This window comes from Croceicoccus naphthovorans, assembly GCF_001028705.1.
GTDB lineage: Bacteria > Pseudomonadota > Alphaproteobacteria > Sphingomonadales > Sphingomonadaceae > Croceicoccus > Croceicoccus naphthovorans.
Window position 1 is genome coordinate 1,150,969 of sequence record NZ_CP011770.1, and the last position, 24,146, is coordinate 1,175,114.

The 24,146-nt window shown below is 64.4% G+C and carries 24 protein-coding genes and 1 riboswitch; of the genes, 16 read left to right on the forward strand and 8 right to left on the reverse strand.

What is annotated here, in order from left to right:
- The first annotated feature begins 22 nt into the window (after positions 1-22).
- From AB433_RS05840 to AB433_RS19365, 10 genes are all read left to right on the forward strand, one after another.
- The gene (locus AB433_RS05840) at positions 23-670 is read left to right on the forward strand and encodes an adenylate kinase (protein WP_047820297.1); all 648 of its coding nucleotides are present in this window, start codon (positions 23-25) and stop codon (positions 668-670) included.
- 91 nt (positions 671-761) lie between these two features.
- Positions 762-1,535, forward strand: coding sequence for a hypothetical protein (locus AB433_RS05845; RefSeq protein WP_053059011.1), 774 nt, complete (start codon positions 762-764; stop codon positions 1,533-1,535).
- A gap of 96 nt (positions 1,536-1,631) precedes the next feature.
- Complete coding sequence (gdhA, locus tag AB433_RS05850) at positions 1,632-2,987, forward strand: NADP-specific glutamate dehydrogenase (protein WP_047820298.1); 1,356 nt, start codon at positions 1,632-1,634, stop codon at positions 2,985-2,987.
- A gap of 62 nt (positions 2,988-3,049) precedes the next feature.
- A complete protein-coding gene (locus AB433_RS05855) occupies positions 3,050-3,829 on the forward strand; it encodes an SDR family oxidoreductase (protein WP_047820299.1) in 780 nt (259 codons plus the stop codon).
- Positions 3,830-4,111: 282 nt separating this feature from the next.
- Positions 4,112-4,480, forward strand: coding sequence for a 30S ribosomal protein S13 (gene rpsM / locus AB433_RS05860; RefSeq protein ID WP_047820300.1), 369 nt, complete (start codon positions 4,112-4,114; stop codon positions 4,478-4,480).
- A gap of 52 nt (positions 4,481-4,532) precedes the next feature.
- Positions 4,533-4,922 carry a 30S ribosomal protein S11 gene (rpsK, locus tag AB433_RS05865; RefSeq protein WP_047820301.1) on the forward strand — a complete coding sequence of 130 codons (390 nt, stop codon included), beginning with the start codon at positions 4,533-4,535 and terminating at the stop codon, positions 4,920-4,922.
- A 143-nt stretch (positions 4,923-5,065) separates the two neighbouring features.
- Positions 5,066-6,121 (forward strand): DNA-directed RNA polymerase subunit alpha, encoded by a 1,056-nt coding sequence (locus AB433_RS05870; protein WP_047820302.1) that lies wholly within the window; start codon positions 5,066-5,068, stop codon positions 6,119-6,121.
- 283 nt (positions 6,122-6,404) lie between these two features.
- Complete coding sequence (gene rplQ, locus AB433_RS05875; protein WP_047820303.1) at positions 6,405-6,827, forward strand: 50S ribosomal protein L17; 423 nt, start codon at positions 6,405-6,407, stop codon at positions 6,825-6,827.
- 204 nt (positions 6,828-7,031) lie between these two features.
- A complete protein-coding gene (locus tag AB433_RS05880; RefSeq protein WP_047820304.1) occupies positions 7,032-7,613 on the forward strand; it encodes a hypothetical protein in 582 nt (193 codons plus the stop codon).
- 158 nt (positions 7,614-7,771) lie between these two features.
- Positions 7,772-8,623 (forward strand): hypothetical protein, encoded by an 852-nt coding sequence (locus AB433_RS19365; protein ID WP_156170690.1) that lies wholly within the window; start codon positions 7,772-7,774, stop codon positions 8,621-8,623.
- Positions 8,624-8,626: 3 nt separating this feature from the next.
- Here the strand turns inward: AB433_RS19365 and AB433_RS05890 are convergent, their stop codons facing one another.
- The 7 genes from AB433_RS05890 to mdh form a co-directional block, all read right to left on the reverse strand.
- Positions 8,627-9,259 carry a trimeric intracellular cation channel family protein gene (locus AB433_RS05890; RefSeq protein WP_047820305.1) on the reverse strand — a complete coding sequence of 211 codons (633 nt, stop codon included), beginning with the start codon at positions 9,257-9,259 and terminating at the stop codon, positions 8,627-8,629.
- Entirely contained in the window at positions 9,256-9,954 is a 699-nt protein-coding gene (locus AB433_RS05895; protein ID WP_047820306.1) for a PepSY domain-containing protein, read from the reverse strand. The genes AB433_RS05890 and AB433_RS05895 overlap by 4 nt, the downstream gene beginning before the upstream one ends.
- Before the next feature lie 68 nt (positions 9,955-10,022).
- On the reverse strand, positions 10,023-11,426 hold the full coding sequence (gene lpdA, locus AB433_RS05900) for a dihydrolipoyl dehydrogenase (RefSeq protein WP_047820307.1): 1,404 nt from the start codon (positions 11,424-11,426) through the stop codon (positions 10,023-10,025).
- 96 nt (positions 11,427-11,522) lie between these two features.
- Positions 11,523-12,746 (reverse strand): 2-oxoglutarate dehydrogenase complex dihydrolipoyllysine-residue succinyltransferase, encoded by a 1,224-nt coding sequence (gene odhB / locus AB433_RS05905; protein WP_047820308.1) that lies wholly within the window; start codon positions 12,744-12,746, stop codon positions 11,523-11,525.
- Between the two features lie 21 nt (positions 12,747-12,767).
- Positions 12,768-15,614, reverse strand: coding sequence for a 2-oxoglutarate dehydrogenase E1 component (locus tag AB433_RS05910; RefSeq protein WP_047820309.1), 2,847 nt, complete (start codon positions 15,612-15,614; stop codon positions 12,768-12,770).
- Between the two features lie 101 nt (positions 15,615-15,715).
- Positions 15,716-16,606 carry a succinate--CoA ligase subunit alpha gene (gene sucD, locus AB433_RS05915; protein WP_047820310.1) on the reverse strand — a complete coding sequence of 297 codons (891 nt, stop codon included), beginning with the start codon at positions 16,604-16,606 and terminating at the stop codon, positions 15,716-15,718.
- A 90-nt stretch (positions 16,607-16,696) separates the two neighbouring features.
- A complete protein-coding gene (gene mdh / locus AB433_RS05920) occupies positions 16,697-17,659 on the reverse strand; it encodes a malate dehydrogenase (RefSeq protein WP_047820311.1) in 963 nt (320 codons plus the stop codon).
- 232 nt (positions 17,660-17,891) lie between these two features.
- Positions 17,892-18,099: riboswitch (cobalamin riboswitch) on the forward strand.
- A 114-nt stretch (positions 18,100-18,213) separates the two neighbouring features.
- Here mdh and AB433_RS05925 point away from each other — a divergent pair.
- The 5 genes from AB433_RS05925 to AB433_RS05945 are packed head-to-tail and all read left to right on the forward strand — an operon-like array spanning position 18,214 to position 23,017.
- Positions 18,214-20,085: a TonB-dependent receptor plug domain-containing protein gene (locus AB433_RS05925; protein WP_245626596.1), complete on the forward strand. Its 1,872-nt coding sequence runs from the start codon at positions 18,214-18,216 to the stop codon at positions 20,083-20,085.
- A 7-nt stretch (positions 20,086-20,092) separates the two neighbouring features.
- A complete protein-coding gene (locus AB433_RS05930; RefSeq protein WP_245626597.1) occupies positions 20,093-20,935 on the forward strand; it encodes an ABC transporter substrate-binding protein in 843 nt (280 codons plus the stop codon).
- The gene (locus AB433_RS05935; RefSeq protein WP_047820313.1) at positions 20,932-21,891 is read left to right on the forward strand and encodes a FecCD family ABC transporter permease; all 960 of its coding nucleotides are present in this window, start codon (positions 20,932-20,934) and stop codon (positions 21,889-21,891) included. Before AB433_RS05930 ends, AB433_RS05935 begins: the two co-directional genes overlap by 4 nt.
- Positions 21,891-22,661, forward strand: coding sequence for an ABC transporter ATP-binding protein (locus AB433_RS05940; RefSeq protein ID WP_047820314.1), 771 nt, complete (start codon positions 21,891-21,893; stop codon positions 22,659-22,661). The genes AB433_RS05935 and AB433_RS05940 overlap by 1 nt, the downstream gene beginning before the upstream one ends.
- Before the next feature lie 32 nt (positions 22,662-22,693).
- On the forward strand, positions 22,694-23,017 hold the full coding sequence (locus AB433_RS05945) for a hypothetical protein (protein WP_047820315.1): 324 nt from the start codon (positions 22,694-22,696) through the stop codon (positions 23,015-23,017).
- Here AB433_RS05945 and thpR read toward each other — a convergent pair.
- A complete protein-coding gene (gene thpR / locus AB433_RS05950; RefSeq protein WP_047820316.1) occupies positions 23,004-23,540 on the reverse strand; it encodes an RNA 2',3'-cyclic phosphodiesterase in 537 nt (178 codons plus the stop codon). The genes AB433_RS05945 and thpR overlap by 14 nt on opposite strands.
- A gap of 88 nt (positions 23,541-23,628) precedes the next feature.
- On the opposite strand from thpR, the gene AB433_RS05955 reads away from it, so the two are divergent.
- Positions 23,629-24,078 carry an EF-hand domain-containing protein gene (locus tag AB433_RS05955; RefSeq protein WP_047820317.1) on the forward strand — a complete coding sequence of 150 codons (450 nt, stop codon included), beginning with the start codon at positions 23,629-23,631 and terminating at the stop codon, positions 24,076-24,078.
- Positions 24,079-24,146 lie beyond the last annotated feature (68 nt).

A 24,146-nucleotide genomic window follows, 5' to 3' on the forward strand; every position in this document is an offset into this window, starting at 1 on the left:
GGGCAACAGGGAGAGTCTTCTCGTGAACATTATCCTCCTCGGCCCTCCGGGCGCAGGCAAGGGCACACAGTCGCAGCGTCTGGTCGACAAGTATGGCATGCGCCAGCTTTCCACCGGCGACATGCTGCGCGCGGCGGTCAAGGCGCAGACGGCGGTCGGCCTTCAGGCCAAGGCCGTGATGGATGCGGGCGAACTGGTGTCGGACACCATCGTCTCCGCTTTGATCAGCGAAGAGCTGGCGGGTATGGCGCCCAGCACCGGCGCGATCTTCGACGGCTATCCCCGCACCGAAGCACAGGCGCTGATGCTGGACGAGATCCTGTCGCAGCATGGCCGCACCCTGGCTCATGTGATCGAGCTTGAGGTGAACGAAGACGCGTTGGTCGAGCGGATCACCGGGCGCTTTACCTGCGCCAGCTGTGGCAAGGGCTATCACGACACGTTCGAACAGCCCAAGCAGCCGGGCGTGTGCGACAAGTGCGGCAGCACCGAGTTCAAGCGCCGCCCCGATGATAACGAGGAAACCGTGCGGACCCGCATGGCCGAATATCGCGCCAAGACCGCGCCGATCCTGCCGGTCTACGAAGCGCGCGGCATTGTCAGCCGCGTCGACGGCATGGCCGACATCGATGAGGTGACGGCGGCCATCTGCAAGATCCTCGATTCCTGACAGTGATCCACACCCGCGCGGTTTGACGCCGCGCGGCGCTGTGCTAGCCCTTCGCTTCCGAACAAGCTTCGGACGGGGAAGGGGTTTTTCCATGCGTATCGCACTTTCGCTTGCCGCTACCGGCGCTGCCATGGCCTTGGGCGCGCCCGCCAAAGCCGAGATGCAGAAGATCGGCGAAAGCGGCTTCGTCTCGCGTCACACCGCAACCGTGGCGGCAACGCCCGATGCGGCGTGGGCGGCGCTGATCGAACCTTCGGGCTGGTGGAACGGCGCGCATACCTTTTCGGGTGAGCCGGACAACCTGACGCTCGACCCGCGCGCGCTGGGCTGTTTTTGCGAGATGTTGCCGGTGGGCGAAGGTCGGTCCAGCCCCGGCAGCGTGCGGCATATGCAAGTTCTTTTCGCCGATCCGGGCACGGCGCTGCGCCTGTCGGGGGCGCTGGGCCCGTTGCAGAGCGAGCCGGTCGGCGCGGTCCTGACCGTGACGCTGAAGCAGGAAGACGCGGGCACGCGTATCCTGTTCGAATATGTCGTCGGCGGCACGATGCGCTATTCGGTCGACCAGATCGGCCCGGCGGTGGACCGCGTGGTCGGCGAGCAACTCGCCAGCCTTGCCGCACAGCTGGGCGTTGCAGGTCAGGGGCCGGAGGCGATCGAACTGCCCGCATCCACCGCTGCCGAACCGGAAGAAGCGCCTGCCGAAATGGATGTCCCCGCCACGCAGGTGGAACAAGAAGCGGCAAGCTTCGGCGCGGATTTTCTCGACGATGTCGACGCGGCGCAAGCGGCCGTCGAAGAAGCCGAACTGCCGCCCGCCGATGCCGATGCCCCGGCCGAACCCCTGGACGAATTCGATACCCGGTAGAGCGGTTAAACGGGTTTCCCCCCTGGGCTGAGGGCGTATGCTCCGCCTCGTTCTGTCGCGGCGACTCGCCCGCGGCGTCAAAAGGGGGGAAAGTTCATGGCCGTTTCCGATCACGTCGACCTGCCGACGTTCATGGAGGGTGTAAAGCGCCGCAACCCGCACCAAGATGAATTCGTCCAGGCCGTGCAGGAAGTGGCCGAAGACATTTTCGACTTCATCGCGGACAAGGAAGAATACCACGAACAGCAAATCCTGCGCCGCATTGCAGAGCCCGATCGCGTCGTATCGTTCCGCGTCTGCTGGGAAGACGACAGCGGCAATATCCGCGTTCAGCGCGGCTGGCGGGTGCAGAACAACAACGCCATCGGCCCCTACAAGGGCGGTATCCGGTTCCACCCCAGCGTGACGGAAAGCGTTCTGAAGTTCCTCGCGTTCGAGCAGACCTTCAAGAACGCGCTGACCGGGTTGCCGATGGGTGGCGGCAAGGGCGGGTCGAACTTCAACCCCAAGGGCAAGAGCGTGCGCGAGATCATGCGTTTCTGCCAAAGCTTCATGACCGAACTCTATCGCCACATCGGCGCGGATACCGACGTTCCGGCTGGCGACATCGGCGTCGGTGGGCGCGAGATCGGGTACATGTTCGGGCAGTACAAGCGCATCACCAACCAGTTCACCGGCGTACTGACCGGCAAGGGGTTGGAATGGGGCGGATCGCTGATCCGGACCGAGGCGACCGGATACGGCGCGGTCTATTTCCTCGACAATATGCTGAAGCACAAGAGCAACAGCCTCGACGGCAAGGTTGCGGTCATTTCAGGCAGCGGCAACGTGGCGACCCACGCGGCGGAGAAGATCCTGTACCTTGGCGGCAAACCGGTGACGCTGTCGGATTCGGGCGGGTTCATCCACGATCCCGAAGGACTGACGCAAGAGAAGATCGACTGGGTCAAGGCGCACAAGACGCACCGTCGCGGGCGGATCAGCGACTATGCGCAGGAATTCACCGGGGCGACTTTCTACGAGGGCAAGACGCCGTGGAACGTTCCGTGCGATGTCGCGCTGCCCTGCGCGACGCAGAACGAGTTGCTGGGCGACGATGCCCGTGCGCTGGTCGCCAACGGCTGCATCGCGGTGTCCGAAGGGGCGAACATGCCCTCCAACCTCGAGGCCGTGCACGTCTTCAAGGATGCGAAGATCCTGTTCGCGCCGGGCAAGGCGGCGAACGCGGGCGGGGTCGCCGTTTCGGGGCTGGAAATGAGCCAGAACTCGGCACGGCGCGCGTGGAAGGAAGAAGAGCTCCAGGTCCTGCTGCGCGACATCATGGATGGCATCCACGATCGCTGCCTGACCTATGGCGAAATGGGCGGCGGCTACACCGACTATGTGCGCGGCGCGAACATTGCGGGGTTCAAGAAGGTGGCCGACGCGATGCTGGCATTCGGCGTGGTCTGAACGCGGCGGTTTGACTGGGCGGTTGTGACCGGAACGGCGCATATGGTGAAAGGACGGAAAGTTTGGATTTTGGGATAGCGGGCCGCAAGGCCATCGTCTGCGGGTCGAGCCGGGGGCTTGGCCGCGGCTGTGCCGAGGCTTTGGCGGCAGAGGGTTGCACCGTGGTCGTCAACGGGATCGACCCCGACCGGCTGACGCGCACGGCTGACGAAATCGCCAGGCAGACGGGCGCGACGATGATTCCCGTCGCAGCCGACGTGACCACGCCCGATGGCCGCGCGGCGCTGATGGCCGCCATGCCCGACCCCGATATCCTGGTGACCAATGCCGCCGGTCCGCCGCCCGGCGATTTCCGCCAGATCGATAATGCGGCCCTGCATCTGGGCGTGGAAATGAACATGGCCACGCCGATCGCGCTTGTTCAGGCTGTGATCGACGGGATGATCGAGCGCGGCTGGGGGCGGATCGTCAATATTACCTCGGCCTCTGTCATGACCTCTATCGTGGGGCTGGACCTGTCCAGCGGGGCACGGGCCGGGCTGACCGCATTCCTTGGCGGCGTGGCGCGGCAGGTTGCACCGCACGGCGTAACTATCAATCACCTGCTTCCGGGGATGTTCGATACCGATCGGCAAACCTCACTCAACCGCACGACGGCAGAGAAGCAGGGCATCACGTTCGATCGGGCGGTTGCCAACCGGGTCGCCGGAATTCCGGTGGGCAGGCTGGCCGATCCGTCGGAATTCGGCGCGGCCTGCGCCTTCCTGTGCAGCGACAAGGCGGGGTTCATTACCGGGCAAAGCCTGCTGATGGACGGGGGCGCCTTTGCCAGCAATTTCTGATCGTATTTTGACCGGGGCGACATGCTGCGCTATAGGATGGTCAGCGAAGGACGGAAGTCCGGCGGCGTCTTGGGGCGGCGCCCGTTGACTTGTAGCGCGAATCACCGTAAGCGCGCCCCTCGCTCGTCATAAATCGGGTTGGTCCGGCCGGTCCGCGCATCGCGTGGGTCATCCGGGCTTTTTGCCGTTCAGCGGCAAGGCTTCGACAAAGTGGCGGGCATCGCAAGCGTTGAGATAGGGGGTGGCCCGATGGTCAAACCTCTGTGGAGCATGGAGAATTAAGTGGCTCGTATTGCCGGGGTAAACATCCCCACCAACAAGCGCGTTATCATCGCGCTCACCTACATCCACGGTATCGGTCCGAAGTCCGCCAAGGACATCGCCGCCAAGCTGGGTATCGACGAAGCTCGCCGTGTCCAGGACCTCACCGACCAGGAAGTCCTGCAGATCCGTGAAACGATCGACGCCGACTACCTCGTCGAAGGCGATCTTCGTCGCGAACACGCGATGAACATCAAGCGCCTGATGGATCTGGCCTGCTATCGCGGCCTTCGTCACCGTAAGGGCCTTCCGGTCCGCGGTCAGCGCACGCACACCAATGCGCGCACCCGCAAGGGCAAGGCCAAGCCGATCGCCGGCAAGAAGAAGTAAGGCTCGCTTCTAGCGACCCTATTCTTCCCTTCAGGATACAGGAACCCAAGACATGGCACGCGAACCCCAGCGCATTCGGCGCCGCGAACGCAAGAACATTTCCAGCGGTGTTGCGCACGTCAACGCCAGCTTCAACAACACCATGATCACCATCACCGATGCGCAGGGCAATGCGATCAGCTGGTCCAGCGCGGGCATGATGGGCTTCAAGGGCAGCCGCAAGTCGACTCCCTACGCTGCGCAGGTCGCAGCAGACGACGCGGGCAAGAAGGCCGCCGAACACGGCGTCCGCACGCTCGAGGTCGAAGTGAAGGGCCCCGGCTCGGGCCGCGAAAGCGCGCTGCGCGCTCTGCAGGCGGTGGGCTTCACCATCACCTCGATCCGCGACGTGACCCCGATCCCGCACAACGGCGTTCGTCCCTCGAAACGCCGCCGCGTCTGATCCGAACGGGCGAGGGGCGTTGCCGAAGGATCCCGGCACCGCCCAAACGCACTCGCCCACCCGGATCGAGCATACGGGTCCCGGCCATTTTCCGTCGACAGGCCGGGTCTCGATAAAGAACCGACAAACCCTAGGGGAAGTCCATGTCCGTCAACATCAAGAACTGGCAGGAACTCAAGAAGCCCAACAGCCTCGAAATCAAGTCGCAGGGCGATGCCAAGCTGCGCGCGACTTTCGTTGCTGAACCGCTGGAGCGCGGCTTTGGCCTGACGCTCGGCAACGCGCTGCGCCGTGTGTTGCTTTCGTCGCTGCAGGGCGCGGCGATTACGTCTATCAAGATCGACAACGTCCTGCACGAGTTCTCCTCGCTGGCAGGCGTGCGCGAGGACATCACCGACATCGTCCTCAACATCAAGCAGGTTGCGCTGAAGATGGAAGGCGAAGGCATGAAGCGCCTGAACCTGTCCGCCACCGGCCCGGCCGAAGTCACCGCCGGCGACATCCAGGTTTCGGGCGACATCGAGGTCATGAACAAGGACCTCGTGATCTGTCACCTCGACGAAGGTGCGACGCTCAACATGGAGCTGACCGCCGACACCGGAAAGGGTTATTCGCCTGCCGTGCAGAACCGCACCGCGGATGCGCCGATCGGCCTGATTCCGGTCGACTCGCTGTACTCGCCGGTTCGTCAGGTCTCGTACAAGGTCGAGAACGCCCGCGTCGGTCAGGAACTGGACTACGACAAGCTGTCGCTGACCGTCGAAACCGACGGCACGGTCGCGCCGGAAGACGCGGTGGCCTATGCCGCCCGCATCCTGCAGGACCAGCTGGCGCTGTTCGTCCACTTCGAGGAAGGCATTCCGCAGGCCGTTCCGCAGGTTGCCGGCGTTGCCGCGACCCCGGAAGAGAGCGACGCCAACCAGCTCAACCGCTACCTCCTCAAGAAGGTGGACGAGCTGGAGCTGTCGGTCCGTTCGGCTAACTGCCTCAAGAACGACAACATCATCTACATCGGCGACCTGGTCCAGAAGACCGAGGCCGAGATGCTCCGCACGCCGAACTTCGGTCGCAAGTCGCTCAACGAGATCAAGGAAGTCCTGAGCTCGATGGGTCTGCGCCTCGGCATGGACATCCCCGGCTGGCCGCCGGAGAACATCGAGGAAATGGCGAAGAAGCTGGAGCAGGAATTGCTTGGTTGATGGTGTGTCCCCGCGTTGCGGGGGCCCCTCAAACGCCGGCCGCTGGGCATCCGCCCAGCTTGGCTTCCTCGCATAAGCTCGGGCGGGCATTCGCCCTTGCGGGAGTCGCCTTCGGCGCCCCGGGTCTGGGCTGATGGGTTTTAGAGACGGCTAATGGTGCGGGCCGTTATTGCGCACCGGGATCGGGGTACCTTGCACGGCCCCCATACGAACGCCCGACCCCTTCAGGAAAAGTGGGCACCACTTTTCCGCCCGGAAGGGTCGGCACAGGAAGGAAAGACTAATGCGTCACAAGATTGCAGGGCGTAAGCTCCAGCGTAAGACCGGCCATCGCAAGATGCTCCTCCGCAACATGGCGGCGGCGCTCATCAAGCATGAGCAGATCAAGACCACGACCCCCAAGGCGCGCGAACTGCGCCCCTATGTCGAAAAGCTGATCACGCTGGCGAAGCGTGGCGGACTGTCGAACCGTCGTCTGGCCCAGTCCAAGCTGCTTGACGATGCGCAACTGGTCAAGCTGTTCGACGTTCTGGCTGAACGCTACAAGGATCGTGAAGGCGGCTACACCCGCATCATCAAGGCCGGCATCCGCGCTTCGGACGCCGCGCCGGTTGCCATCATCGAGCTGATCGACCGCGACGTCGACGCCAAGGGCCAGGATTCCGGCCCGGTGATGAGCGATGAAGAGGAATACGAAGAAGCCTGATTTTCGAGGGATCTTCGCAAGCCACAGGGGGCGCCGGTTGCATATCGCGATCGGCGCCCCATTTGCGTCCAGCGTTGTTCATATAACTTGATACAAATATGAACAGTTTCTGTCGCGCGAATTCAGGTTGGCCTCACGGGCGAATCGCTATCCCATGTCTTGTGCGGACTATCCGGTCCGCGAAACAGACAAAGGATCGCACCGATGCAAACATTTCAGAAAGCCATCATTGGCACTGCAGCGGCCGGCGTCATGGCCCTGTCCGGTGCGTCGCCGACTTTCGCCCGCGACTATCATGACCGTGGCGGGATCGATGCTGGCGACGTGATCGCCGGCGCCCTGATCATCGGCGGTATCGCCGCCGTCGCCAGCGCGGCCAGCAAAAACAACCGCAACGACGATTACTACTACGATCGCGACTATCGCGATCGCCGTTATGGCGACCGTCGCTACAACGACCGCCGCTATAACGGGCGGGACACCAGCCGTCGGGCCGTGGAACAGTGCGTCTATGCCGCAGAGCGTTATGCCGCGCGCCGCGGGTTCCGCAATGTCGACGTAACCGACATCCGCGATGTGGACCGCAAGGGCCGTGACGATTTCAAGGTCAAGGGTCGCATCGCCGTTGACACCGGATATCGCGGTGGACGCTATGGCCGCGGCTGGGATCGTGACTATCGCGGATATCGCGACAACATGCGCGGTTGGGACAGCGGCAGGTTCGAGTGCGAGATCCGCAACGGACGCGTCCGCGACATCGACTTCAAGAACATTCGCGGCCTGTAAAACGCAGATCTCGTGAATGCTCCAACGGGGGCCTGGCAGTTCTTCCCCTTCCTGCCGGGCCCTTCGTTTATCCACGGTTCAGGAAGTGGAAAGCCCGCCAGAGCTATTTTCCGGCGACTGGATGCCGCGCGAGTCGGCATCGGATGAGGGGTCGCACCATGAAAATCCGTTTCCGTAAATCCGCCGGGGCCGCCGCATTGCTGGCCGCCGGATCGCTTGCCTTGCCGGCTCATGCCGCACCGGTGCCCGCATCGATAAAGGCCGCTGCCTCTGGCTGGAGTGTGGCCGACGAAACCGCCAACGGCTGGGGCCGGTCGGACCGGTACTGGCGGCACCGTCATCGCGGGCCGAGTGGCGGCGATGTGTTGGCCGGTATCCTGATTTTGGGCGGCGTGGTTGCTGTGGCCAAGGCGGCGCAGAATTCGCGCGATCGCCGCTATCGCGAGCGTGACGACCGTTATCGCGACTATCGTAATGAGCGCTATGAAGATCGCGGTGACTATTACCGCGACCGCGATTACGACCGATCCGACAGCTATGGCGCACGCCGCGGCATCGATGGCGCGATCGAAGATTGCGTCGAGGAAGTGCAGCGCGATGCCCGCGTGGCCTCTGTCGACACGGCGGAGCGCGACGGGTCGGGTTGGCAGGTCGAGGGTGAGCTGCGCGGCGGTGGCCGCTATTCTTGCGAAATCGACAACAACGGACGCATCCGCGACATCGACATTGATGGCGACCGTCATGCGGCCAGCGACGATTACAACGCCGATTGGGACGATTACGAGAGCGAATGGCGCGGTGCCCAGGCCGGTGTGGGGGCTGACGCGGGGGCCGAAGGGTCTGAGCGCGATGATCGGTACTATGCCGAAGCCCGCGCCCGTGCTGAAGAGCAGGCCCCGGCCTATGAGGTCGAGCGCGAGGAAAGCGATGGTGAGCGCACGTGGGAACGCGGCGCGGCAGACGATCGCTATGAAACGGCTTCGGCTCCGGCGACGGGTACGCGCGGTTAGGCGCTAGTCCGGATCGACCGGCAGCCGCGAATAGGCCGGCAGCTCGATCTTCCACACAATCGCCGCGCCGCGCAGGACAAACCCTGCCAGCGCGGCGATGCCCAGTGCCAATCCCTGCGGCAATCCGGCCAGCAGCGCCCCGGCACATAGCGCGGACGACAGCGCGGCGGCGGTTACGTAGAGTTCCGGCCGCATCAGGATCGACGGTACGCCCGCCAGCACGTCGCGGATTATCCCGCCGACACAGCCCGTCACCACGCCCAGAACGATGGCGGGTAGGGGCGCAACGCCCAGCGCCAGCGCCTTGGCAGCGCCCAACGCAGAGAATGTCGCCAGGCCCAGCGCATCGGCCCATTCCAGCAATTTCGCGGGCCAGAACCGGACCGGCACGAACCATGCGGCCAATGCCATCGCCAGCACGACGGGCGCGACCCACGGCGAGGCCAGCCAGAACGCGGGCACCCCGATCAGCACATCGCGCACCGACCCCCCGCCCACGCCTGTGACCAGTGCGAAGAACGCGACCGTCACGAAGCTCTGCCGCAAGTGCGCGGCCAACAGCGCCCCGGTCAGCGCAAAGACCGCGGTGCCCGCAACATCGAGCAGCGGGGGCAGGACGGGCAGGACCGGCGTCATGCGGTTTCCGGTGCGGGCCGCGTCTTCACGCGCGCCTTGCGGCGACGGAACATCAGCACCGCGCCCATCAGCGTCATCAGCACGGCCAACACGGTAAAGGCGACGAGCAGCGGATGATGCGTGTCCTCCCGCTCTTGCAGGTCCATGATGTGCAGCCCCCAGAAGAAGTCGAACACGCGCCAGAACCGCGTGCGCACGGCCTCTATCTGCCCGCTGTCGCGCCCGACGTAAACGTGCGTGCCATCCTCCAGCGTAACCTGCCACACCGGGATCGGGCGGCGCAGGTCGAACGGGGCGTGTTCGGCATCGAAGAATTTCGTTTCGGCAATGCGGTCGCCTCCCTCGATCTCCATCGCGACGATGGTGCGGGCGGCGGCCATGTCGATTTCGGGCACGCGTTCACCGCTGCGCGCGAAGTATCGCTCGATCTTGCCGTCGGCATAGATCGCGCTGGTGACGACAGAATTGTTCTGCATCCGCGTACGCATCTCGACCGGGCGATCCTCACCCTCGATCAGTTGCGCCGCCAGCCAGCCTGGGGGCAGGGGGCGCTTCGCCTCGGTCTTGATCAGGTGCGTGCCGCGCACTTCTTCGATTGGCTTGGCAACCATGACAAGGCCGCTGACCGTCCAGAACAGCAGCGGCACCGCGATGATCCACCCCAGCCAGATGTGCAGCTTGGCAAGTAGGCGCATAAAAAAGACCCTCCGTCCGCGTCTACTTGATGCGGGCAGAGGGTCTTGTGTCAAACCGGTGGTTAAGATCAGATGTGGATTGGGGCCCCGCGAACCGCCATCGCCGCTTCCTTCACCGCTTCCGAATGGGTCGGGTGAGCGTGGCAGGTATAGGCGATGTCCTCGCTGGTCGCGCCGAATTCCATGGCCTGCGCGACCTGCGCGATCATGGTGCCGGCCAGCGATGCGATAATCCAAGCGCCCAGCACGCGGTCGGTCTCGGCATCGGCGATGACCTTTACGAAGCCTTCCGGCTCGCGGTTGGTCTTGGCCCGGCTGTTCGCCATCATCGGGAAGTTGCCGACCTTGACGGTGTGGCCCGCTTCCTTGGCGGCTTCCTCGGTCAGGCCCACGCCCGCGATTTCGGGCATGGTGTAGACGACGCTGGGGATCACGGCGTGGTTCACGATGCCGGTCTCGCCCGCGATGTTTTCTGCGACGGCGATGCCCTCGTCCTCGGCCTTGTGAGCCAGCATCGGGCCGGGGATGCAGTCGCCGATGGCCCAGACGCTGTCGACCTTGGTCAGGAAATCGTGGTTGGTCTCGATCTGGCCGCGCTGGTTGGTTTCCAGCCCGATGGCTGCAAGGTTCAGACCTTCGGTATTCGGACGACGCCCGATGGCGACGAGGACGCAATCGGCCTCGATCGTTTCGCTATCGCCGCCGTTCGACGGTTCGAGCGTCAGCGTGGCCTTGCCGCCTTCGACGGTCGCCCCGGTGACCTTGGTCGAAAGTTTCAGCTCCATGCCTTGCTTCTTGAAGATCTTCGCCGCTTCCTTGCGCACGGCGCCGTCCATGCCGGGCAGCAGCTGGTCAAGGAATTCGACGACGGTGACTTCGGCACCCAGACGCCGCCAGACCGAGCCAAGCTCCAGCCCGATAACGCCGCCACCGATGACGACCATCTTGTTCGGCACGCGGTCCAGCGCCAGCGCGCCGGTGCTGTCGACGATCACGCCGCCGTCGTTGTCGACATCCACGCCGGGCAGCGGGGTGACCGACGATCCGGTGGCGATGACGATATTCTTGGCGGTGTGTTGCGCGTCATCGACTTTCACGGTATGCTTGTCGACGAACGAGCCGAGGCCTTTCAGCCACGTCACCTTGTTCTTCTTGAACAGGAAAGCGATGCCGCCGGTCAGTTCCTTGACCGCGGTCGCCTTTTCGCCCTGCATCGCTTCCAGGTCGAGTTCGGGCTCAGGGATCTTCACGCCGAACTTGGCCAGCGTGCCGTCCTTGGCTTCCTCGAACAGTTCGGAGCCGTGGAGCAGCGCCTTGGAAGGAATGCACCCAACGTTCAGGCAGGTGCCGCCCAGCGTCTCGCGGCTTTCCACGCAAGCGACCTTCAGGCCCAGTTGCGCGGCACGGATAGCGGCGACATAGCCGCCGGGCCCGGCACCGATCACGATAACGTCGAAGTCGAATTCAGCCATTTCGGCCTCCTGACTTTTGCGCGTGCTTCGACAGGCTCAGCACGAACGGAAAATTGCAATTCTGTCCCGCCCCCCGATCGGAAGCGGGCTTTAAACTCAAAGGTCGATCAACAGGCGCGTCGGGTCTTCGATCGCTTCCTTGATGATCTTCAGTGCCGTAACCGCCTCACGCCCGTCGATAATCCGATGGTCGTATGACAGGGCGATGTACATCATCGGGCGGATTTCGACCTTGCCGTCAATCGCGACCGGGCGGTCCTCGATACGGTGCAGGCCCAGAACCGCGCTCTGCGGTGGGTTGATGATCGGGGTGGACATAAGCGATCCGAAGACGCCGCCGTTGGAGATGGTAAAGGTGCCGCCCTTCATGTCTTCCATCGTCAGCGTGCCTTCCTTGGCGCGCTTGCCGAAGTCGGCGATGCCGCCCTCGATCTGGGCAAAGCTCTTCTTGTCGGCGTCGCGCAGCACCGGCACGACCAGCCCGTTCGGGGCCGAAACCGCAACCGAGATGTCGACGAAATCGTGGTAGAGGATTTCGTCGCCCTCGATCTGGGCGTTGACGCTGGGTACGTCTTTCAGCGCAAGGCAGGCGGCCTTGGCGAAAAAGCCCATGAAGCCCAGGCGCACGTCGTGCTTCTTGGCGAACAGGTCCTTGTACTTTTCGCGCGCCTCCATCACCGCGCTCATGTCCACGTCGTTGAACGTGGTCAGCAGGGCGGCGGTGTCCTGCGCGCTCTTGAGCCGCTTGGCGATCGTCTGGCGCAGACGGGTCATCTTCACCCGCTCGACATTGCGGCCCGAACCGGCCGGCTCGCTGGCGGCGGGTGCCGGCGCGGCTGCGGGTGCGGCGGCCGAACCGCTCTTCTTCGCCTCGGCGGCGGCCAGCACGTCTTCCTTGGTCAGGCGGCCGTCTTTGCCGGTGCCCTTGACCTTGCTGGGGTCGATGCCGTGTTCCAGAACCGCGCGGCGCACTGCGGGTGACAGGACGACGGCGTCGTCGTCCGACGCTTCCGGTTCGGACTGAGACGGGACCGATGCGGTCGCGTTCTCACGCGGGGCAACCTGCTTGTCTCCCGCACCCGCGCCATCGGTGATCGTCGCGATAACCGCGCCGACGGTGACGGTTTCGCCTTCGCCGACCATGGTTTCGCCCATCACGCCGCTGACCGGCGCGTTGACGTCGATTGCGACCTTGTCGGTTTCAAGGCTGCAGATCGGCTCGTCCTGCTTCACCGCCTCGCCGGGCTTTTTCAGCCATTCGCCAATGGTGGCTTCGGTGATCGATTCGCCCAGTACGGGGACTTTGACTTCGGTGCTCATCGGTTCGTTCCCTTTACGAGCTTATTTCTGGCGGGCCGCGATGACATCTTCGACCGAGAGGCCGAGGGCATCCGCAACCAGTGCGTTCTGTTGTTCGACATGACGACTGGCGAGGCCCGTCGCGGGCGATGCCGAGGGCGCGCGTCCGGCATAGCGGGCGCGCGATACCGGGGCCCCGGCCTCTGACAATGCCTGTTCGATCTGGTTTTCGACGAAGAACCACGAACCGTTGTTCTTCGGTTCTTCCTGACACCACACCACCTTTTCAAGGTTGGTCATGCGCGACAGGCGCAGCGCCAGCGGCTCTCCCGGGAAGGGATAGAGCTGTTCGATCCGCACGATCGAGGTATCGGTCAGCCCTGCGGCGTCGCGCGCCTCGATCAGGTCGTATGCGACCTTGCCCGAACACAGTACGAGGCGCTTAACGTCCTTGTCCGCGATTTCGGTCGTGTCCGACACGATGCGGCGGAAGTGGCTTTCGCCAAGGAACGCTTCCTTCGCCGACTTCGCCATCGGATGGCGCAGCAACGACTTGGGCGTCATGATGATCAGCGGCTTGCGGAACGGACGCAGCATCTGGCGGCGCAGAACGTGGAAATAGTTCGCCGGTTCGGTGATATTGCACACCTGGATGTTGTCGCCCGCGCACAGTTGCAGGAAACGTTCCAGACGCGCGGAGGAATGCTCCGGCCCCTGGCCTTCGTAACCATGCGGCAGCAGCATGACGAGACCGTTGGCGCGCAGCCACTTCGCCTCGCCGCTGGCGATGTACTGGTCGATCATGATCTGCGCGCCGTTGGCGAAATCGCCGAACTGCGCTTCCCACAGGACGAGGCTTTTGGGATCGGCCAGAGCATAGCCATATTCGAAGCCCAGCACGCCATATTCTGAAAGCGGGCTGTCATAGACCTCGAAATGGCCGTGCGGCACGTGGCACAGCGGGATGTACTTCGCCTCAGTCTCTTGATCGACCCAGACCGCGTGACGCTGGCTGAACGTGCCGCGCCCCGAATCCTGACCCGACAACCGGACCGAGAAGCCTTCGGCCAGCAAAGACCCAAAGGCCAGTGCCTCTGCCGTCGCCCAGTCGAAACCGGTGCCGCCCGCGAACATGTCGCGCTTTGCATCCAGCACGCGGTTCAGCGTCTTGTGGACCTGCACATCGTCGGGAACGGTGGTCAGCGTGCGGCCAAGGCCGTCGAACAGCTTACCCTCGATCCCCGTCGCGATGTTGCGGCGCGCGGTTTCGGGGTCGGCAGGCTTGTTCATGCCCGCCCAGCGTCCGCCGAACCAGTCGGCCTGATTGGCCTTGTAGGTCTTGCCCGCCTCAAACTCTTCTTCCAGCAGGTTGGTAAAGCTGTCGATCGCGTCCTGCTCGAAGCTATCGTCGATCACGCCTTCGGCACGCAGTCGTTCGGCATAGAGCGAACCGACGCCCGGATGCTTGCGGATCTGTTTGTACATCAGCGGCTGCGTGAAGCTGGGCTCGTCACCCTCGTTATGGCCAAACCGGCGATAGCACCACATGTCGATGACGATATCGCGGCCGAAGCGTTGGCGATATTCGATGGCCAGCTTGCAGCAGAAGGTCACCGCCTCCGGATCGTCGCCATTGACGTGCAGGATCGGCGCCATGACACCCTTCGCCACGTCGGACGGATAGGGCGAGGATCGCGCGAACTGCGGGCTGGTGGTGAACCCGATCTGGTTGTTGATGATGAAGTGGATGCAGCCGCCGGTATTGTACCCGCGAATGCCGGAAAAGCCGAGGCATTCCCAGACGATCCCCTGACCGGCAAAGGCCGCGTCTCCGTGGATCAGGACGGGCAGGACCTGCCGATGCTTGTGCTGGCCCTTTTCGTCGAAACCGATGTCGTCATGGAACCGCTGCTGCGCGCGGACCTTGCCGAGCACGACGGGGTCCACCGTCTCCAGGTGAGAGGGGTTGGGCACAAGGCTCATGTGCACCTTCGTCCCGTCGAACTCGCGGTCGGTGCTGGTGCCAAGGTGGTACTTCACGTCGCCCGAACCGCCGACATCGTCGGGGTTGGCGCTGCCACCGGAAAATTCGTGGAAGATGACCTTGTAGGGCTTGGCCATCACGTTGGCGAGGATGTTCAACCGGCCACGGTGGGCCATGCCGAACACGATTTCCTTCACCCCGTCGGACCCGCCGTACTTGATGACCGATTCCAGCGCCGGAATCATCGATTCCCCGCCGTCGAGGCCGAACCGCTTGGTGCTGACGTATTTCTTGCCGAGGAACTTCTCGTACTGCTCGCCGCGGATAACGGCCTGCAGGATCGCCTTCTTGCCCATCAGGGTAAAGTCGATCGAGGCGTCCTTGCCTTCCATGCGTTCCTGCAGGAAGCGGCGTTCCTCGATATCGGCAATGTGCATGTATTCAAGGCCGACCTTGCCGCAGTAATTCGCGCGCAGGGTTTCGACGATCTCGTTCACCGTCGCCCATTCAAGGCCCAGGTTGCCGCCGATATAGACCGGGCGGTCGAGGTCGTCCTTGCCGAACCCGTGGTATTCGGGCGTCAGGTCGGCAGGCAGATCGCGGTTGGTCAGGCCCAGCGGATCGAGATCGGCGGCCAGGTGCCCGCGCACGCGATAAGTGCGGATCAGCAGCATGGCGCGAACCGAATCGTCGCACGCGGCCTCGACCGCCTTTTCGTCGAGCTTTGCGCCCTTCTTCTCGGCGGCGGCCTTGATTTCGGCCTTCATCCGCGTGGGATCGAGCGATGCGGTCAGGTCGTTGCTGGCACTATCGTCCAGCGGCCAGCCCTTGCGGGCCCACGACGGTCCCGGTTGAGGGCCGTCGGGCTCCATTTCGGGAAGGAAGGACTGGTTCTCTTTACCCATGGCACTGGTCCACAAATGCGCCGGGACCGGATCGTCCCGGAAAAAATTCGGACATCGGGCGCGGCGTTTCCCTCTCCGCCGCGCCCGGTGCCGTGTTCAGGTCAGGCGATTTCCTTGAGGAGACCGTCCAGCGTTTCGCCGAGCAGCGAGGGCGAGGGGGAGACGCGGATGCCCGCTTCTTCCATCGCCGCAATCTTGTCGTCCGCGCCGCCCTGGCCGCCCGAAACGATGGCGCCGGCGTGGCCCATGCGGCGGCCCGGAGGTGCCGTACGGCCCGCGATGAAGCCGACCATCGGCTTCTTGCGACCGCGCTTGGCTTCGTCCTTCAGGAACTGCGCGGCCTCTTCCTCGGCGCTGCCGCCGATTTCACCGATCATGATGATCGACTTAGTCTCGTCGTCGGCCAGGAACAGTTCCAGCACGTCGATGAAGTTGGTGCCGTTGACCGGGTCGCCGCCGATGCCGACCGCGGTGGTCTGGCCAAGGCCGGCGTTCGTGGTCTGGAACACGGCTTCATAGGTCAGGGTGCCCGAACGCGACACGACGCCGACCGAACCCTTCGAGAAGATCGAACCCGGCATGATGCCGATCTTGCATTCGCCGGGCGTCAGCACGCCGGGGCAGTTCGGGCCGATCAGGCGCGATTTCGAACCCTGCAGCGCGCGCTTTACGCGAACCATGTCGAGCACCGGAACGCCTTCGGTGATCGCGACGATCAGCTCGATCTCGGCATCGATGGCCTCAAGGATGGCATCGGCGCAACCGGCGGGCGGCACATAGATGCAGCTGGCGGTCGCGCCCGTGGCGGCCTTCGCCTCGTGCACGGTGTCGTACTGCGGCAGGTCGAGGTGGGTGGTGCCGCCCTTGCCGGGGGTCACGCCCGCAACCATCTGCGTGCCGTAGGCCAGCGCCGCTTCGGTGTGGAAGCTGCCGGTCTTGCCGGTCATGCCCTGGGTGATGACCTTGGTATTCTTGTCTACGAGAATGGACATAAATCGCTCTCCTGAGGGAGGGTGGCCGCACCGGATTACCGAATAGGCGCCGGGGCGGCCGGAAAGACTATACTATTGTCGGGGCGACGATCAGGCCAGCGAGCCGTCGATGCCTTTGCAGGCTTCGAGCAGTTCCTTGACCGCATCGACGGAAACCTGAAGGTTGCCCTTTTCTTCGTCGTTCAGTTCGATTTCCACGACCTGTTCGATGCCGTCGGCACCGATCACGGCGGGTACGCCGACATAGAGACCGTCGACGCCGTATTCACCGGTCAGGTGCGCGGCGCAGGGCAGGATGCGCTTCTGGTCGCCAAGGTAGGCTTCGGCCATCGCGATGGCGCTGGTGGCCGGGGCGTAATAGGCCGAACCGGTCTTGAGCAGGCCGACGATTTCGCCGCCGCCCGAACGGGTGCGCTGCACGATTTCGTCCAGCTTCGCGTCGGTCGACTTGCCCATCTTGACGAGGTCGGTGACGGGAATGCCGCTGATCGTGGAATAGGACAGGACAGGGACCATCGTGTCGCCGTGGCCGCCCAGCACGAAGGCGTTCACGTCCTTCACCGAAACGCCGAATTCCCATGCAAGGAAGGTGGCGAAGCGGGCCGAGTCCAGCACGCCGGCCATGCCGACGACCTTGTTGTGCGGCAACCCGCTGAATTCGCGCAGTGCCCAGACCATCGCGTCGAGGGGGTTGGTGATGCAGATGACGAACGCGTCGGGTGCGTGGGCCTTGATGCCTTCGCCGACCGACTTCATGACCTTCAGGTTGATGCCCAGCAGGTCGTCGCGGCTCATGCCCGGTTTACGCGGCACGCCGGCGGTGACGATGATGACGTCTGCACCCGCGATGTCGGCATAATCGTTCGTGCCGGTGATGTTTGCGTCGAAACCTTCGATCGGGCCGCACTGCGAAAGGTCGAGCGCCTTGCCCTGGGGCATGCCCTCGGCAATGTCGAACAGGACGATGTCGCCCATTTCCTTTTTCGCCGCCAGATGGGCGAGCGTGCCGCCGATCATGCCGCTACCGATCAGGGCGATCTTCTTGCGTGCCATCTTAACCTGTTCCTCCTGTCGCGCTGCGGGCGATGGGTGAACTTGATAGTCATGGCACACGGATTGCCCGCAAGGACCGCATGCCCCGTTTCGGTGGTCGGCCCTAGGCCCGTGAAACCGGGATTGCAACCGGCAAAAAGTCGGTATTGCTAACTATCTTTGCAATCAGTTCGCAATAGCAATAGTGGGGCGTTTACAGGCAGGCTTGCCAGTTTGCCGCAATGCACCTAATGGCCGCCGCGACGGTAAGGGTTGCCGACTTCCGAAAGGGACGAGGCACGAAGAGGGAAGCCGGTGCGCAGGAAACATCCTGCCAATCCGGCGCTGCCCCCGCAACTGTAACCGGCGAGCCGTGCTTCAAGTGCCACTGGGTAACCGGGAAGGCGAAGCAACGGTCCCGACCCGGAAGCCAGGAGACCTGCCCATACCGGTCGTTCGAGCCAGCGGGCGGGGTGTACCGGGGGCAGCGAGACGGGCGCATGGTGTGCCTTTCCCGCATGAGCGACGCGTGTCGTTCATATGGGAGGTTCCCCTTGCGTACTATTTTGCTTCTGTTGAGTTCCACCGTACTTGCCCAGCCTGCTTTGGCGCAAGAGATCGAATATGCCCAACCCGCGCCCCCGGCGTCGGGCGGGTCCGATGCCATCGTCGTCGTCGCCACCGGGTTGCCGCTGTCGATCGACAGCACCGGCCAGCCGGTCAGCGTCGTCGACCTTGACGAGATCGAGAGCATTCAGGGCCCCGACCTGACCCGCGTGCTGTCGCGCCTGCCGGGCGTGACGCAGAGCCGCGAGGGCGGTCCGGGCTCTCTGACCGGCGTGCGCGTGCGCGGCGGTGAAGCGGACGACCTGCTGGTCCTGATCGACGGCGTGCGCGTCAACGATGCGTCCGACATCGGCAACCAGTTCGACTTCGGCAACCTGCTGGCGGGCAATGTCGAGCGGATCGAGTTGCTGCGCGGGTCGAATTCGGTCGTCTGGGGATCGGACGCAATTTCGGGCGTGATGAACGTCGTTACACGGATCGATAACGGCGTGGCCGGATCGCTGGAGTATGGCAGCGACGATACGAAATACGCCACGCTGTCGGCGGGCACGGTGCAAGGCCCGCTCGCCGCAGGGCTGGCCGGATCGTATTATGACACCGACGGGTTCAGCCGCGCGGCATCGGGCACCGAGGATGACGGGTTCCGCCAGTGGCAGCTGACAGGGCGGGCGCGGTACGACCTGACGCCGGAGCTGGCGATTGTTGCCAACGGGCGCTTTGCCAACGGGCGGACCGAGTTCGATGGGTTTCCCGCGCCCGACTATGTCCTTGCCGATACCGAAGACTATTCGCGCACGCGCCAGTATTCGGGCCGCACCGGGCTGCACTATGCGACCGACCTGCTGACGCTGGATGCGGGCTATGCGCTTTCGGACACGCGGCGGCGTTATTACGACGCGGCGCAGGACGAGGCATTCCAGTACGCCTACAAAGGCCGTTCCGAGCGGGCCGAATTGTTCGGCCGGATCACGCCGGCGGGGCAGGTCGCGCTCGATTTCGGGGCGGATCGCGAATGGACCCGGTTCGACACCACCTTCGGCGACGATGCCAAGGCCAACACCACCAGCGGCCACGCGCTGCTTGGCTGGTATGGCGAAGCGGCTTCGGTTGCGGCGGGCGTGCGTTATGACGATCACTCGCGCTTTGGCGACGAATGGTCGTTCGGCGCGAACGGCACGGTCAATCTGGTTTCCGACGTACGCCTGCGCGCGTCTTATGGCGAAGGTTTCAAGGCGCCGTCGCTGTACCAGTTGTTCTCCGACTATGGGAACCCGGACGTTCAGCCGGAAACCAGCCGCGCCTATGACATCGGGATCGAGAAGGGCAGTCGCGGCGGGCCGCTGTTTATCGCATTGTCGGCCTTTCGCCGCGACAGCCGCAACCTGATCGGCTTTGCCTCATGCTTCGGCATTACCGATGGGCTATGCGCCACGCGGCCCTATGGCTACTACGACAATACCTCGCGCGCGCGCGCCGAGGGATTCGAGGTGGAACTGGCTGCCAGCCCATCGGCGACGCTGCAGACCGGGGCCAGCTATAGCTACGTCAAGGCGGTGGACCGCACGCCCGATGGCTTTACGGAGGGCAACGACTTGGGTCGCCGCCCGCGCCATGCGCTGGCCGCGTGGATCGACTGGCAGACGCCGTGGTTGCTCTCGCTGGGTGCCGACGCGCGGCTGGTCGGCGATAGCTACGAGAACATCAACAACACGACCGAACTGGACGGGTTCGCCACGGTCGACTTGCGCGCATCGCTGCCGTTCGGGCCGGTAGAAGCGTTTGGAAGGATCGAGAACCTGTTCGACAGCGGCTATCAGACGGCGGCGGGCTATGCGACCGCGGGGCGCAGCGCCTATGCGGGGATAAGGTTCCGGATGTGAGCGGGTCATGACGAAACAGGTGGGCGCGACGGGGGCTTTGGCAGCGATCCTGCTGACCGCCTGCGCGCCTGCCACGAGCGAGACGATGCCCGCTGAGGGGCCACACCCAAAAGAAACCGGGATCGTCTCGCTCAATCCCTGCGCCGACGCGATATTGGCCGAAGTCGCGCCAGAGCGGCTGATGGCCGTTTCGCACTACAGCCACGATCCCGACAGTGCCTCGATGGATGTGGCATTGGCGCGAAGGTTTCCGGCGACATCGGGTGCCGCTGAGGAAATTGCCGCGCTGGCCCCGGATGTGGTGGTGGCGGGCACGTTCCTGCCGCCCGCGACCGAACAGGCGCTGCGGCGCATGGGCCTGCGCGTCGTGAAGATCGGGTCGATCGCTTCGGTGGAGGACGCCCGCGCGCAAGTCCGCGAACTCGCCGCGCTGGCCGGTCGGCAAGACGCGGGCGAGGCGCTGGTGGCGCGGATCGATGCGGCGCTGGCCGATGCCGCCCCCGATCCTTCCGGGCCGGAAAAGCCGGTGCCCGCGCTGATCTGGCAAGCGGGCGGACTGGTGCCGGGGGAGGCGACGCTGGTGTCGGACCTGCTGGCGCATACCGGTTTCACCAACTTCTCGGTCGGACGCGGGCTGGGTCAGGGTGCTGTCGTCCCGCTGGAGGATGTGCTGGCCGATCCGCCTTCGGTCGTGCTGAACGCGGGCGCGGGGCGGATGCAGTCGCACCCGGCACTGGCGGTGCTGGCGGACCGGACCGAACCGTTCGACACGCGCCTCACATGGTGCGGCGGGCCGACGATCCCGCAAGCGGCGGGGCGGCTGGCTGAAATTTGGCGAGAGCTGCGATGAAGCGGCTCTCGCTCATTCTCCTGGTGGGCATCGCGCTGGTCCTTCCGCTGTCGCTGTTGGCGGGGCGGGTGTGGATCGCGCCTTGGGCCGATCCGGTGCCGAACGCGACGACGATCCTGATGGAACTGCGCCTGCCGCGCGGGGTGTTGGCGCTGATCATCGGCGCGGGGCTGGGCGGCGCAGGCGCGGCGATGCAGGGATACTTGCGCAACCCGCTGGCCGATCCCGGCCTGTTCGGCATTGCGCCCGGCGCGGCATTCGGCGCGGTCATGGCGCTGTTTCTCGGCCTTGCCAGCGTGCCCTTCGTTCTGCCCGGTTTCGCGCTGGTCGGGGCCGGGGGCGCGATGGCGTTGTTGGCGCTGATCGCCGGGCGGACCGGCGGTATCGCACTGTTTACATTGGCGGGCCTGATGATCGCCAGCCTTGCGGGCACCTTGACCAGCCTTGCCATCTCGCTCTCGCCCAATCCTTTTGCCACCAGCGAGATCGTGACGTGGCTGATGGGCGCGCTGACCGACCGTAGCTGGGCCGACGTCTGGATTGCCGCGCCGCTCACTTTCGCGGGTCTGGCGGTGCTGTGGCGCACCGGGGCTTCGCTCGATGCCCTGACATTGGGCGAGGCAGCGGCGCTGTCGCTGGGGGTAGAGGCGAAGCGGCTGCAATGGTGGATCGTGATCGGCATCGGGCTGGTCATCGGGGCGGGTGTGGCGGTGGCGGGCATCATCGGCTTCGTCGGCCTGATGGTGCCGCATCTGGTGCGTCCGTTTACCGACCGCCGCCCGTCCACCCTGATCGTGCCCAGTGCCTTGGCCGGTGCGTTGCTGGTGCTGTTGGCCGATACCCTGTGCCGCGTCTTGCCGATGGCGAGCGAGCTCAGACTGGGCATTGCGCTGTCGCTGCTGGGCGCGCCGTTCTTCCTTGCGCTGCTGCTGCGCTTGCGGCGGGAGCTGGCGTGATGCTGGCAGCGAACGATCTGTCGATCCGGCGCGGGCGGCGCATGGTGGTAGAAGGCGCGACGCTGGCCATCGAACCCGGAAAGCTGACGGCGATCTGCGGGCCGAACGGGGCGGGCAAGTCCAGTCTGCTCTCGGCATTGGCGGGGTTGTTGCCAGAGGAGAGCGGCACGGCCGAACTGGATGGCCGCGCCATCGCCGCGATCCCGCCGCGCGAACGGGCGCGGACCTTGGGCTATTTGCCGCAACAGGCGGACGTCGCGTGGGACATCTCGGTCGAAACGCTCGTCGGGTTGGGCCGATTGCCGTGGCGGTCGGTGCCGGGGCGCCCAGCGTGGGCTACACGAGAGGCCGATGCCGCCGCCGTGGCCGAGGCTATCCATGCGATGGAGCTTGAGCAGCTGGCCCACCGTCCCGTCTCGCAATTGTCGGGCGGAGAGAAGGCGCGGGCCGCGATGGCGCGGGTGCTGGCGGGCGATCCGCGCTGGATGCTGGCGGACGAGCCGCTCGCCAGTCTGGACCTTGCGCACCAGCGCCGCCTGATCCGGCAATTGCGCGCAGAGGCGGAGCGTGGTCGCGGTGTCGTCGTCGTGCTGCACGACCTTGCCGCCGCGATGAACCATGCCGACCGGGTGGTGGTGCTGGACCGGGGCCGCATCGCCGCCGACGGCCCGCCGGACAAGGCGCTGGCCCCCGACCTGATCGCCCGCGTCTGGCAGGTCGAAGTGTCCTGGACAGGGTCACCGGGGGAACGGGCGCTGATTGTCATTTGATGCGGCGGCCCTGCTGCGGCTAAACAGGCCCGGTGAAACGCGCGTTTATCCTGCTGGCGGCCTTTATGCCGGGCCTTGCCGCCCCCGCATTTGCCGCGGAACCGGCGCAGCGTCCGAACGTCACCGACATCCGCAAGCGCGCCGCGCTGGACTGCACGTTCCGGCTGACCAACGACTATGTGCAGAACATCATCATGATGCAGGATACGACATGGTCCCCCGAGGCCTGCCGCGCATCTTGCGCCCGGTTTGCGCAGGAGGCCATCGTGTCGATGCGCGATGCGGTCTATGTGCTGCGCTACACCTGCCACTATCGCGAAGGGCTGGTCGCCGACGTTGACCTCAAGCAAGGCTGAACCGCACCACCGGATCATAGTGCGATCCGCTGTGCGACAGCGTGCTTTCGTAGAGAGTGAAATGATCGACCCGCACCGGCGCACAGGCAAAGTCGCCGTGCCGGGCCATCCAGTCGCCCACCGGGCCGCTGCTGCGGTTAAGCCGCGCCAGCGTGACATGCGGCGTAAACCGCCGCGTTTCGGGCGCGCACCCGGCAGAAACGCAGGCCCGCTCCACCTTCTTGGCCAGCGTGTCGAGTCCGGGCGAGGGCACCACGCCAGCCCAGACGGCGCTGGGCCAATGACTCCGCTCGAAATGCCCGACGCCGCGATAGGTCAGGTCGAACGGTGCGAAACGTATGCGGCCCAGCGCATCGGCGATGTCGTTGGCGGTGGGGGTATCGACTTCGCCCACATAGCGCAGCGTCAGGTGCAACTGCGCCTCATCCTGCCAGCGGGCGTTCTCGATGCCGTCCATCACGTCGATCATGGCGTCGATGACCGGTTCTGGTGGGCGGATGGCGATGAAGAGGCGGTGGGACATTTGCTGAGATTAGCGGAATGCTGGAATGTCAGGAATTAGGGTGGAAAACTGACGTTGTGCGACGTCGTGGCTCTGATATTCTGAACAGATGAACCTGATCCTTCCTTTTTCGGCCGTATGGCTAGCCTGTGCGGCTGCTTGCGCCGCCAAGGTACCAGCCGAAAACACTCGCGAAGCGGCAATCTCTGGTTACATTAAGACCGTGGAATATTGGGATCAGGATGGCGACAATAAGCTAAGCCGCTCCGAAATGGCAAACATGGTGGACGAAGCTTTCCAACGACCGCTGAACGATACGTCTACTGTTGAAACGGTCGTCGATCTGCAGACGCAGCGGCAAGCAATACTCGGCTTTTACACCAGCCAAGATACCAACCATGACGGCTACCTCACACTTGAGGAATTGCTCGCCGGGCCGCTCGCCACGTTCGACTGCATGGATGTTGATGGTGATCGCAGATTGTCCGTTGATGAGACCTCTGCCGGCATGGATCGCTGTCCATCGATAGACCTCGACGACTTTGCTTCCAATCATTGAACCCGCGATTTGCGACATGTCCGCAATGGGGTCGCTATCTGCCGCCGGTCAACTCAACCCCCCGTTGC